This is a genomic window from Helicobacter sp. (assembly GCF_014799995.1).
GTDB lineage: Bacteria > Campylobacterota > Campylobacteria > Campylobacterales > Helicobacteraceae > Helicobacter_D.
Window position 1 is genome coordinate 13,193 of record NZ_JAAVGY010000056.1, and the last position, 13,044, is coordinate 26,236.

Annotated in this window: 12 protein-coding genes; 3 read left to right on the forward strand and 9 right to left on the reverse strand. The window is 35.3% G+C overall.

Annotated elements, in window-relative coordinates:
* The first annotated feature begins 9 nt into the window (after positions 1-9).
* Positions 10-1,236: a molybdopterin molybdotransferase MoeA gene (locus HDT10_RS08395; RefSeq protein ID WP_290882255.1), complete on the forward strand. Its 1,227-nt coding sequence runs from the start codon at positions 10-12 to the stop codon at positions 1,234-1,236.
* The gene (locus HDT10_RS08400) at positions 1,233-1,973 is read left to right on the forward strand and encodes a DNA alkylation repair protein (RefSeq protein WP_290882258.1); all 741 of its coding nucleotides are present in this window, start codon (positions 1,233-1,235) and stop codon (positions 1,971-1,973) included. The genes HDT10_RS08395 and HDT10_RS08400 overlap by 4 nt, the downstream gene beginning before the upstream one ends.
* A gap of 76 nt (positions 1,974-2,049) precedes the next feature.
* Here HDT10_RS08400 and cysK read toward each other — a convergent pair whose 3' ends face one another.
* The 9 genes from cysK to HDT10_RS08445 form a co-directional block, all read right to left on the reverse strand.
* Positions 2,050-2,967 (reverse strand): cysteine synthase A, encoded by a 918-nt coding sequence (gene cysK, locus HDT10_RS08405; protein WP_290882260.1) that lies wholly within the window; start codon positions 2,965-2,967, stop codon positions 2,050-2,052.
* Positions 2,968-3,616: 649 nt separating this feature from the next.
* Positions 3,617-4,870, reverse strand: a complete 1,254-nt coding sequence (locus HDT10_RS08410; RefSeq protein ID WP_290882263.1) for a hypothetical protein — start codon at positions 4,868-4,870, stop codon at positions 3,617-3,619.
* A gap of 3 nt (positions 4,871-4,873) precedes the next feature.
* A complete protein-coding gene (locus tag HDT10_RS08415; protein ID WP_290882266.1) occupies positions 4,874-5,167 on the reverse strand; it encodes a hypothetical protein in 294 nt (97 codons plus the stop codon).
* Entirely contained in the window at positions 5,164-5,979 is an 816-nt protein-coding gene (locus HDT10_RS08420) for a hypothetical protein (protein WP_290882268.1), read from the reverse strand. Before HDT10_RS08420 ends, HDT10_RS08415 begins: the two co-directional genes overlap by 4 nt.
* Positions 5,980-6,374: 395 nt before the next feature.
* On the reverse strand, positions 6,375-7,121 hold the full coding sequence (locus HDT10_RS08425; protein ID WP_290882271.1) for a hypothetical protein: 747 nt from the start codon (positions 7,119-7,121) through the stop codon (positions 6,375-6,377).
* An 80-nt stretch (positions 7,122-7,201) separates the two neighbouring features.
* Entirely contained in the window at positions 7,202-7,534 is a 333-nt protein-coding gene (locus tag HDT10_RS08430) for a hypothetical protein (protein ID WP_290882274.1), read from the reverse strand.
* 153 nt (positions 7,535-7,687) lie between these two features.
* A complete protein-coding gene (locus HDT10_RS08435; RefSeq protein WP_367159075.1) occupies positions 7,688-9,727 on the reverse strand; it encodes a contractile injection system protein, VgrG/Pvc8 family in 2,040 nt (679 codons plus the stop codon).
* Positions 9,728-10,096: 369 nt separating this feature from the next.
* Positions 10,097-10,231: a hypothetical protein gene (locus HDT10_RS08440; RefSeq protein WP_290882276.1), complete on the reverse strand. Its 135-nt coding sequence runs from the start codon at positions 10,229-10,231 to the stop codon at positions 10,097-10,099.
* Positions 10,232-10,469: 238 nt separating this feature from the next.
* Positions 10,470-11,351, reverse strand: coding sequence for a carboxymuconolactone decarboxylase family protein (locus HDT10_RS08445; RefSeq protein ID WP_290882278.1), 882 nt, complete (start codon positions 11,349-11,351; stop codon positions 10,470-10,472).
* Positions 11,352-11,574: 223 nt separating this feature from the next.
* Here HDT10_RS08445 and HDT10_RS08450 point away from each other — a divergent pair, with 223 nt between their 5' ends.
* Positions 11,575-12,942, forward strand: coding sequence for a hypothetical protein (locus tag HDT10_RS08450; RefSeq protein ID WP_290882281.1), 1,368 nt, complete (start codon positions 11,575-11,577; stop codon positions 12,940-12,942).
* Positions 12,943-13,044 lie beyond the last annotated feature (102 nt).

Genomic DNA, 13,044 nt, shown 5'->3' on the forward strand with positions numbered 1-13,044 from the left:
AGGAATCCAATGCAACAAAAAATCAGTTATCAAGAAGCAAAAGAGATTCTACAATCCCAAGACATTAAGACTTTGGGGGTAGAACGTGTGTTCTTGCACGATGCTTTGGGGCGTGTGCTTGCGCGTGATGTGATTGCAACACAAGAAATGCCAGAATCTGCGTGTGCGAATATGGACGGATATGCGATAAATTCCAAATTTTTGCAAGAAAATGCCAAGATGCAAGAGTTTATCATCTTGGGAGAAAATCCAGCGGGCAATGCGCAGGATTCTCTCTTGCCCCTTGAGAAGCCTTATGCAATTAAGACCTTTACAGGGGCAAAGATTCCACAAAATGCCGATAGATTAGTGCCCCTAGAGCATACAGAGAGGGAATCTCAAACCCTGCGCATTTTAGAGATTCCAAAGGAGGGGCAATACATTCGCCAAAAAGGCGCAAATTATCATAAGGGCGAGAAACTCCTCTCGCAAGGGACGCGACTAAATGCTAATCATATCGGGCTTTTGGCAAGTTTGAATTGTGTGTTTGTGGAAGTCTTTGAACGCGCAAAAGTCGGGATTCTCGTTAGCGGTAATGAGTTACTAGAAATAGGCGAGAGCACGCAAAATGGCGCGAGTATCTATAATGCCAATGGGCATTTACTCGCCGCAAAAGTGTTAGAATGTGGTGGAATCCCAAAACTTTATCCACTTCTAAAAGACAAGAAAGAGGAGGTGGAAAAATATGTCCATTTAGCTCTTCAAGAGTGTGATTTGGTGATTAGCAGTGGAGGAGCGAGTGTAGGGGATTATGATTTCATCACGGCATTTTGCAAAGAGAGAGAAAACGAAATGGTATTCAAAGGAGTGCGAATCAAGCCCGGGCAGCACATAGCTTATGCGCATTTTGAGGGCAAGCAATTCTTTGGTTTGCCTGGATTTCCAAACTCTACTCTAGTAACCTTTGAACTCTTTGTCAAAGAGATTCTATTGCGCTTAAATGGAACATATTTAGAACAAATCATCTTGGAGATTCCATTAACAGAGAGTGTCAGCAAAACGGATTCGCGTTTGGAATTTCGCGTGTGCAATGTGCGTAATCTTGAGGGAAAATGGACAATGGATTTCAGGGATAAAAAGGACTTCCAAAGTGCGATTTTAAACAACTTTTGCCCGCTAGATTCTGCACACAATGGATTGTGTATTTTAGAATCTGCCAAAAGCGTGGGTGAGCGTGTGCGGGTGATTTTACTATGAAATACAAAGACTATTATGATGCAAATTACATTATAGAATTGTCTGATAAAATCCACGCGGTAAGCCCTGCATTTGATGTGCTAAAGTTGCGTCAGATTCTATCAGGGAAGCTAGAGGATAAGGAGCTATTTGCGCGATTGGATTGCATTGTGTTCGCGCTAGTCGAGACAATGGGGACTGATTATGCGAACAATATCCATACCTTTACGCAGCTGCTTGGCGAGGAATTGCCCAAAGCGGAGGGAATGTTTAGCTTTGGCTGGTGGTTGTTTCCTATTTCTCGCTATGTGGAGCGGTATGGGAATTGCGATTGGCGTTTGTCCCTTGACTTCATCAAAGAGCTTACCAAGCGATTCACTGGTGAATACGCTATCCGCCCTTTGCTCAAAGAACACCCAAAGGAAGTAATGGACGCGTTGCTTTGCTGGAGCAAGGAGAGTAATGTGCATATTCGTAGATTGAGCAGCGAGGGCATAAGAATCTCGCTCCCTTGGTCGCAGAAGTTATTTGTCGCACTTGATGAGTTTGAAAAAACTGCGGAAATTTTGACAAATTTGAAAGATGATTCGCAAAGATTTGTGCAAAAAAGTGTAGGAAACAATCTGAACGATTTATACAAGGAAGTCCCCACAAAAGCCACTTGGCTCATTGCAAAGTGGAGGCAAACTCCCACAAGCAAGGCTTGTGAGTGGATTATTAAGCACGGAATGAGAAATCAAGGCAAAAGCAAAATATAAAAAATATTCAGTGAGGATTTTTCCTTATGGATTGCAACGAAAATTTTGAAAATTTTATGGCTGCAAATCCAAGCGACTATTCTGCATATAAATCCGTGCTTAAATAACGTTCGCCTGTGTCGCAAAGAATCGTTACGATATTTTTGTTAGGATTTTTTTTTGCAATCTCTCTAGCCGCCCATAGATTTGCGCCGCTTGAGATACCGACTAAAACCCCCTCTTGCAATGCTGCTTTGCGAGATTCCTCAATTGCCCAAGCGACATCTACCTTTAAAATCTCATCAATCAATTCGGTTTTTAGCGTTTGCGGAATAAACCCCGCTCCGATTCCTTGAATTTTATGTGGTCCCGGCTTTTCGCCACTGATTACAGCGGAATTAATGGGTTCAACCGCAACAATCTTAACATTGGGATTCTTTGATTTTAACACCTCACCTACACCACTTAATGTACCTCCTGTACCCACAGCAGAAACGAAAATATCCACTTTTCCCTCTAATGCCTCCAAAATCTCTAATGCGGTTGTTTCGCGATGACTTTTAGGATTGGCTGGATTTTCAAATTGTTGTAAGATGAAAGAATTTTTAATTTTTTGTTGCAATTCTATTGCACGATTGACTGCGCCTTTCATACCAAGCTCTGGTGGAGTGAGTTCTAGCTTCGCCCCAAGTGCTGCCATTAATCTTCTGCGTTCAATACTCATAGAAGCAGGCATTGTAAGAATTAGCTTAATCCCTTTGGTTGCACAGACGCAAGCAAGCCCAATTCCGGTATTACCGCTTGTGGGCTCAATAAGGGTTGTATTTTGATTGATTGCGCCACTTTGAAGAGATTCTTCAATCATACCTAGTGCGATTCTGTCTTTGACGGAACCGCTAGGATTGAGAAACTCACATTTCGCATAAATGTTTGCTTTTGCCTCATTAGATAATGCGCGTAATTTCAAAAGTGGTGTATTACCAATCGCCTCTGTAATGGAATAAATGACTTTCATTGCTCTACCTTTCAAAATAAATTAAAAATAAAGATAATAATTCTGTATGCAATGTTTATTTCAAAAACTCGCTTATCATATTTTATTAAGTTCATTTTATGTGTGTTTTATAATAGAAATAAAATTAAAATTTTATTAAATCTTAGTTAATATTTGAATGGGTTGATTTTATCTTAGAATGTGTCTAGGAAATATTTTGGAATTTTCGTTTTTTATAATATTTTTCTTGATTGTTGGAGAAAATTTAAAATATAGTGGTGTAAATCTTAAGAATCAATACGCTAAAGTCCAAGCATAATTGTTGATTCTAATTTCATAAAATTCAGCAATCTGAGATAAAAATACTTAATTCTAAAAGAGTTTCAATGCTATTTCTTTATTCTAAAGTGGATTCAGGTATCCAACTTGATTTCTCTTTAAATCTTTACCATACATAGAGAGCCTTGGGGGGATTCTTCATTTTATCTTGATTTCCATAGCATTCTTTTTGGATTCTATCATTGGCTCTAATTTGTATTACTTTTACTTTGTCTCTTTCCATTTACTTTTCTACCCTAAGCTTCCCTTTAATACTAATACCCTCTTGGTCTATTTTAATAATATTCTCTCCAACTTGTAGGATTATTGTAGTATTATTTTATAAAGGCAATTATCGTTTAATATAATTTTCGCTAAAGGGTATATAATATTGCAAACCACTACAATGGATATAGCCCTCATAGAGTTTAAGCTTAGAGGGAGATTCTAAGAAAGTTTGGGCATAGCTAGAGATAACTTCTTTTACGCTATCTGCTATGCTATAATGTTCCCTTAGCTCTTCAAATGTTTCTCCCTCTGGATTTACACTTTTTTTGTTTGGCATTTTTAAAATCCATACCTTTGCCCAATCCTTAGAATCTATATTCCATACTAAAATAAGATATTCCTTTTCATTTAAAGGATGAATAAGATTTCCTTTTTCTTTTTCATAATAGAGTTGTCCTGCTTTATAGTGGTAATATTCTAAAGCACTTATGTCTTCATCAGTAAAGTTTTTATCATCTTCTTTATACCATTCTCTTCCCTTATCAACCATTTCTTGATACAAAGGATTGACTTCATCACAACCGTGGTTGCCATAACTAAGACAGAAATTAGAAGGGGGACTTATCTCTTGAGAGAGTAGTTGTGTAACAATCTTTCCCTCTTTAGAATCTGGTTTGTCTCTTACATTGACAAGATAATCTCCAATGTTTGTTTTAGTTGTAGCTAAGGCAGCAGTAGGGAGAGGGGTGAAGAGTTCGGAGTAGGAGAAGCTTCCCTCTATGGAATCGTAATTCCAATTTTCAACAGAGGGAGGAAAGTTTAAAGCAATCTCTTTAGATAAGACTTGATAGGATTGGATAATGCCAAGACAAAGTATATTGGGAATATCGTTCCATTCATTAAAAATCAAATTAGGATCAAAGTTTAAAAATGCAAACTCTGCTGCATTATAATCATAACCATAACTATACCCTTCAAACTCAATCTCCATAGGAACAAATACACTTCCAAATCTCACTTCAAAGAATCTCTCTTGCTGCATTACACTCAAATCACTTTGAGAGAGAATCTCTTTGACAAAGTCATAGTTAATGTTATAAGGAATTGTAATATCACTTAATTCTCTCTCTATGGAAGCATTTTTATCTATACTCTTCTCAAAGTCTCTTGCAAACAATAAAGCATAATTGATATAAGGATTCTCTTCAGGGAAAAAGATTAAATCAATGCTTTTATTATATTGCATATCAAAAGCCCAAGAGATTCTAAGATTGCCTTTGAGTTTGAGAGTGGAAGAGACTTCTGGAGGCTCTAATTGATAATTAAAAAATAAGGGATATATATAGTATTCATTCGTTTTTAAAGACTTTATTGCCATTCTTTACTCCTTTGTGAAATGATTAATAATTTGTATTTCAATATGCTTTTCCACAAATCCTTTTAGATTCTTTGTCATTTTACCAAGTATAGCCTTTGTAAATTTATCTTTTATATGCTCTGCTAGTATATCTTTCTTACCTGCTTGTAAAATATTATCTATTTGTATTGTTTGTGCTTTATCTTTAAAGATTGGATTTTGATTAATGAGTAAGCAACCATCAGAGTTTTTAGGAGAATTGCCATTATGAATAAGAATCTCTCTACCTGCTCCTACAAAATTATTTTTAAATTTCAACACTTCACCAAATTGTTACTATCTTTCCATTCCACATTATACCTCCCACTAGGGATTCTTAACTTTAGCTCTCCTCCTATACTATCAGGTCCCGGTCTCTCTAAGATATAGGCATAAGGATTTGTTGTTGGTAAGACATTAGGATTATAGTATTCATATTGCTTTGTTTGTTCTCCTATGATATTACCATTTTTATCTACCCTTTTTCTATCTATATAAATATTCATTCTGCTTTTAGTAGATTCTGTGGTTTGCTTAAACCTCTCTATTACAATTAAGATTCTTTTTTGGTATTGAACTTTTAAAGGAATTAAGAGATTCTCTTGAATCTTATACATTTGTAAAGTTTTACAAATGTCTTCTTTAAATCTTTCTTTTTGTTCTCCTAATAAGTCTAAGTCTATTCCTTTTAAATCAAGAGAATTAGGATTATAAGTTACTTCAATAGAATATTCTCCCTCTTGAATAGGTTTAGTATTTTCTTCTTTATGTAAATATAAATCATAATAAAAGCTTTGATTGTTTGTGTTGGGAATACAGAATCTTTGTCTTTCTTGATTCTCTTTAGAATCCTCTTTAAGATTTTCTATTGGGATTCCACTTCTTGCTTTCCATTCTCCTATGATTCTTTGATTCTCTAAGAGACTTAAACTTTGTCCATCAAATTCTAAAGAGAATCTAGTCTTTAGAATTTTTAATTCTATGGAAGTGATTCTATCTTGTAAGACTTCTTTTTTGCTTCCACTTTGTCCATTGTCTTGATAAATACGATAAGCATTTTGTTTGACATCTTTGTCTTTATTGATTTCCACATTCTTATCATACGCAAAGAATATAATGTTTTTATTAATTAATGTTTCTGGATTGTTTGTTTTATTCTCTGTGGTATTGGTTTGATTGTTTTTATCTTGAGGATTAGATTTTAATAAACTCTCATCAAATATATCACTTAATTTTAGAGTAATACAATCTCCTATTTTATCCTCTAATATGACATAACCTTTTGGGATAGAGGTAAGCTTATCATCTTGTGAGATTCTAAAGATTTGTTTCTCTCCAATATCAGGAAAGGCTTCTCCTCTTTTATTCTTACTCTCCTCTGCTAAATAAGTTCCCTTGACTATCTTAAAAGCCCATCTGATTCGTGAATATTCTTTTGGGGAGGGAGAAATAATGTTTTTGGTGATATTGCCTTGTTGGAGGGCATCTATATATTGTTTTTGTTCCTCACCTTTATTAATTTGGCTTTTACTTCGTATATCCTCTGCCCCTCATATATAAAAGCCTTTAATTGTATTGTCTGTTCTGTATCTAAAGTATAGATTTCATTGTGGGGATTGTTTAGGTTTGTGGAATTGAAGTTTAGGTTTGTATTTGAATCTGTGCTTTGGTTTGTGTTTGTATTCATCTTTAAGCTTGAATCTAAATTTAAATTTGTGTTTAAATCTGTATTTGTGTTTTTGTCTATGCCTGTGTTTGTGCTTGAATTTAAGTTTGTATTAGTATTTATGTTCTTAAAGTAGGATTCTCCTTGATTGTTTAGAGGATTCTTTTTATAAGCCTTAAGAATACCAATAGGAAGTGTTGGAAAGTGAGCAAAGACGAAAGGAATAGGTTCGCTTGTATTGCACATACATTCTAAGAAATTAATTTGCTTACAATTAGGATGTAAAAAATGGGATTGTCGATAATAAGTAATAGAACCTTTTGTGGTATTTCCTATAAGTTGCACAAAGACTTGAGAAAAGGCATTGATTTGCTCTTCTATCTCAAATGTATAGATTCCATTGTCTAGTTCTTTAGAGCAAGAGAGAATATGATAGTCTTGAGGATTATAATCCTCTTGTCTTCCACATTTAAAGTCTTTTTGTATATAAAGATTGATAGAATCTTTTAATCCCGAAATTGTTTTACTCTCTAAATCATATATTTGTATGGTTACTTTTTTGCACATTTACTTTTCTACCCTAAGCTTCCCTTTAATACTAATACCCTCTTGGTCTATTTTAATAATATTCTCTCTAACTTGTAGGATTATTGAGCATTATTTGCAAAGATTTTAGAGGCTTCTCCTAAGAGGATTTCTAAATCCTTATTGGTTTGTATTTGTATGTTATCTTTTGCCTGAATTTCATAGGTAGTCTGACTAGATTGGAGCACCTTATTAGCAGAAATAACCAAAGATTTATTGGCTAAGATTCCTAGAGATTGTTTAGTAGAAAGATTTAGCAAGTTTGAGCTTGCAATATTAAATTCTCCCATTGAAGTAAGATTAAGATTGTGTGCTGTATGAATATTTCCACTAGATTCTCCAACAACATTAAAATGTCCTTTTATTTTTTGTGTGCTTACACCCCCCACCTCCACCCACTTATCCTCTCCTACAAACTCACTAGAGTTTTTAGCAATCCTTACTTGATGATTTGCTCCTACATTTAAAGTATTGTTTAATCCTACATTAGTTTCTTTAGAGAGCAGAGTATTTTCTAAATATTCTGCTCCTACATTGATATTTTTAAATCATACAATGTTTTGGAGATGTCCTTTAGTAATAAATTCAGTATAGAAAGCTCCTACTTCTGAAACCTTATTCTTTTGAATGGTTTGTTCATAATTATTGCCTATCTCTTCCTTATAGTCCTTTTGTGCTAAGATATAAATTTCTTCTTTATCCTTATCATTTTTTAAAGTGATTTCATTCCTTGCTTTTGCATCTGCATTCTCTACACCAATGGTAGAATTTGCTAGAGTAAGATAATGGAAATTAATGGGCTTTAATTGATACTCTGTGTTTTCTTGAAACTTGAGTGGTTCTAAATCTTGATTGAAACTATGCGGCAATGTGTTTAAAGAACCTAAGGTATTTAAAGCAATTTCTCTTTTATGTCTTGGATAATTGTATTGGGGCATTGCATTGCTTTGACTATAAAGACTCGCACTCACATAAGGCTTGTCTATATCCTCATCTAAGAAAGAAATAATCACTTCATCTCCAACTCTTGGAGTATGAAAGAAACCAGAATGGAGATTTGCAATCGGAGAGCTTACTCTAAGATAAGGAGAGTAATGATAGGAATAGGCTTTGGTTTGCTGTGTAGAATCATTGTTGGAATCAAGACTTGTTGGATTCTCTCTTAGAGAAAGATTCTCTTGTGTTGGATTCTCTCTTTTGGTTTCTTGATTCCTCTCTTGCACATTCTCTTGTCTTTCTCTTTTGCTTTGTATTTGCGTTTCACCCTGTATTTCTCTTTCATTTTGTGTTTCATTTTCTCTGTTATAGGCTCTCTTATTATCAAGGATCTCTTGAGAGGCAAAGCAATTAATGCGCACTCTTACTCTCCCATATCTATCCGTATGGATTGTGTTTCTCTCTTTTTGTATTTCCTCACTTGCTCCAATCACAATTCCTAAGGTGCTGCTTGGAGCTTTAGGCTTATGCTTTAAAGAGGGAGTAAAGTAAAAGGGTAGGGGTAAAAGAGTTAAGAGATTAGAATAGGCAGGAGAATCTCCTAGAGTGTTTAGAGTCTCAAGAGATTCTTGTGCAGTCTTTGTTGTAGGTGAGGAAATGGTTTCTTCCTTTAGAGGATTCTTTCTGCTTTTGTTAGTCTCTAAATTCTCTTTTAAGAAAGCATTTCCTCTCTTGGCTAGATAATCATTAGAATTAAAGTTGTTTGCTAAAAGAGATTCATTAAGGAGGAAATGTTCCATTCCTATAATCGTAAAGTCTTTTAGAGTCTCTTCTTTCTCTTGAATCTTATTTGCTTGAATGCTTTGGGAGAAATCCATCTTAATTTGTTGGTTTAAAAATAAGTCATAAATGTTACTTTGTGCTTTGAAGCAATGGTGTAAGACTTGCAATCTTTTTTCTTTTAAAGATAGGGGTGTCTTGAAATCATTTCTTTGGCTAAAAGAAGATTCACTCAAATAATTATGCTCATTATAGGTTCTCTCTTGCAGAGAAGATTCCTCACTTGTCTCTTGTAAGCTTAAAGCACTCTTCAAGCTTACACTCTCTAAGGCAAAAGGATTTGAAGCATTCTGACTGCTTTGGGTAAAGTGATTGGCTCTTAAGGTTTGTTGTTTATAAAGACTAGAGATACAAGGTTCATTTAAAGTATTATTGCTCTTAGGATTAAACACAATCCATCTTTCCCCTCTTTTTTCTAAAGAGTGAGAATCTAAATCCTTAAAATAAATGCTCTGTTCATCTTCATAGAAATAGATTCCATTATTGTGGGCAAGTCTTGTGATAAATTCTAAATCACTCTCATTGTATTGTGTAATGAGTTCTAATTTAGGATAAGTCAAATGGAGAGGAGAGAAATCAAGATTCTTACCTAAATCCTCTTTGTAAAACTCTAGTGTTGTTTGGATTACTTCAAGGATGGTTTTGTCTGTATAGATTCTATTTGCCTTATTTAAAGACATTCTAAAGAGGGGAGAGGTGAGTGTAAAGCTAAAGAAATGTTTATGTCCTAAAGCCTTACTCTCTTGAGATTGATTTAAAATATTGGCACTGCTTTGAGAATTGAGTCCTAAATATTCTACAAAGGAGAGAATCCCTGTATAAACTTTGACTTCCTCTAAAGGATTATAAGGGGAGAGAGAGAATCTTTAGATTCTCTCTTTTCTTTAGAGTTCTCCTTAGAATTTAAAGATTCTTTACTTTTTTGCTTTTCATTCTTTTTAGATGTTTGCTTGAAAGAATCTAAGGGAGAAGAAAGTGTTGATGTCTTAGAGAGAGTTAAAGTCTAAAGTCTTATTCTTAGAGAGAGGGTAGGGATTTCCAATCCTAAAGGTAGCTAATTGATCAATTAAGGCATTAGGGTGAAAGTTTAAATTCCTCTTGGGAGGAAGTGTATGTGAGGAAAGATAGGTTGCATTACTCTTAGGGGAATGAGAAAGAAAAGAATCTAAAGCCAAAGGGTATTATTCTAAACTTTCTATATATCCCTCACAGGTAATTACAAATAAAGATTCTAAACTCTCTTTGATATGCGCTTTGGTAATAAGAAAAGTAAGAGAATTGACATTTAAAGAAAGAGAGAAATTATTGTTAGACATAGGAAATCCTTTATTAAATTCTTTAATTGTATTATATGGAAAATAATCAATGAAGTCAGTGATTCTTTAGAGAAAAAAGTATAATTTAAGGGAATATTGAAATTAGGAAATCTCTCTAGCTAAATTTTATCTTTGTGTTTATTAAGGTATCTAGCTCATTAAGATTTAAAAAGGGAGAGAAAAGAAATGAATTTTAGAGTGCAGATTGCTTTGGTATGGAATCTTATGGTGGTGTTTGTTATTTCATTAAAGTTATTTCATCTATTGCATTTAGCGCATTAAGGCTTCTTGGGTAGCCGATATAAGGGACTAGAGCAGTCGTAGTGGCAAGGAGAATTTTTCTCCCATTACCAATATTGAGATTGCCTTGTATGTGTGCCTTGACTTGTGGTTCTGCACCGCCAAGACTAATGAGAATTGCAAAGGTTAAAAGCTCTCTAAAGTTCATATCTAATCCCTTGCGCGTATAATAATCTCCAAAGCAATTTGCGCTTAAGAATCTACGGATATGTTTGACATCTGCCCTTGCTGCGGCATTTCCCTTGTCTATACTTTCACCAAAATAATGTCTCTGTATGGCTAGCCCCTTTTCTTGTCTGTTTTCTCTCGTAGTTGTTGTTTGGGACTCTAAGGGAAGTTTGATTTTGTTTGCTTTAAAAACCTCATTACTCGCAAGGATAAATTCCAAACTTTTACCCATTCCGACATAGGGTGTAGCTTGATAAATGATTTCCTTAATCTCCACAGGGCTCACGCCATTTTTTAGGCTCGCTTGTGCGAAGTTTTTAAATTCACTGATTCCTTGTGTAGCAATGAGACTTCCTAAGATGAGCTTAAGTCTTGTTTGCAAAGGCAGAATTTCGCTCTCTTGATAGACTTCGTCAAAGGCAAAATTGGCATAGTTTTGCATAAATTCCGGGTCAGTCTTGGCGAGTTCGCTAAGATTTGGGTTGCCAAAAAGTGCTTCAAGGTTTTGTTGTGCGTTGTTTGTGAGTTGCATAGAGATTCCTTTTGTCTGATTTTGTTGGTTTGCAAGGAGATTTGTTGTGCTACTAAGAGCCAATGCGCCTGTGATTTGTAGTGAAGTTTTGAGGAACTTTCTACGCTTGTGATTTTGCATTATTGTTCCTTAGAATATGGAATCTAAAAGTAAATTTGATATTATAAATCTTGAGAGCTAGTCTCTGTCAAGAGGATAGTGTGCTTTTGTATCAATTTTCCATCTTAATAACTTTTGAAATCTCTTTATTATCAAATCTTTTAATATTAAGGAATGATTTTTGCTTAATAAATCACAAAGGAATTGATTTAAAGCAGGGATAACTTAAGAACAAGGAGAGAAAATGTCTTATTCTTATTCAAAACAATTTGGTGTGCAGTCGTATGTAGCAGGTGTCAATTATTCAGATTGGATACAAGAAGCCTTGAATCCAGAAAACAAATCCGCCGAAAATAAACGATTGAGTATTACTTCAAGTCAAGAGGATTATTTCAAAAAACAACGTTTGATTCAAGAAGCAATTGCCCAGCTGCAAAGCAATGGGAGTGTGAGTGCGAAGATTGCGAAAGAAGTTGATGTAGAATCTTTGAAAAAAAGCTTGCAAGATGCACAAAATGGAGAATCCAATGCGCTTAGTATCGGCGAGGGTTCAGAATCTAGCGAGGCACGGAAACAAAGCCAACTCAATGCTAAAACCCAAAGCGCAGCTTTGAAATCGGCTATTAATGTGTTGGATAAAGAACAAGTCAAGCCCCAAGATGCCATTCCAAATGTTTTGCAGCAAGCAAGTGGCGTTACAGATAAAGACGCAGACGAAGCCAAGAGGGCAAAAGAAGTCATTAGGCAAAGTGTAGAAAATGATTCGCTGATAGATAGAATGGCAAATAAAACAAGTGGAGGGCTTTTTGATAAGCATGTTTTTACGACTTCTTCTACTGCGCCAAGCAATGTGAGCGAATCGGACAAAATAGCGCACAATCCCTTAGCGATGAACGCAAGTTCGGAAGTGAGTGCCTTAGAATCTCTCGCGGTGGAATTTACTGATGAAGTGAGTGGAGCAAATGTGCGTGTGCCACTAAGCCAAGAAAATGCGGACAAATTAGTAGAACATTTTGGAAGTCTTGAGGCAGCGAGTGATTATGTCAAGGGATTCTACTATGATGCGGCTTATAAAATGGGTTATCTTAGTAGTGATGCCGATGGCGATGGCAAAATTAGCCTAGAGGAGGGCTTGAATCTCAAGAATCTTGTGAGCTTAGTTAATGGGAATTACTCTTCTGTTTCGGAGCAGTTTGGCGGCAATGTGGAAATGCAAAAGAAATTCCTAGAGCAAGTGGGATTTATTGATAATCTAGGCGATTTTATCAATCATTCTATTTCACAAGATAGCAATTTTGATGGAGGTTTAAGTCTTAATGAGATTCTTAGTAGTAGCAAGGAAGCGGTTTTTCTCAAAACTATGCAGAGTGCGAGCGCAAGTAGCGTAGAGATTCTAGTGATTCAAAGTTTTAAAATAGAATTAAATATGGAATCCTTGAGTGATACTTTATTGAATTTGGGTGTAAAAGCAGAGGATTCCGCACAAATCATTGAGAGCAAGAAACTCAAAGACGCTTTGGACGCAAGTTATTTAGAATCGCTAGATGAGACGACAAGAGAAAATTGGCTCAAAAGCGAAGTGTTGTTGAAAAATATGCTGGAGAGCGTATGATAGAGTTAGAATCTCTTATGCTAGAGATTCTATGCTTTGGATTGATAGGTTTTGCCGTGTGGCTATATGGGAGAAAATTCCGATAAATAGAGCTTTCTCTTT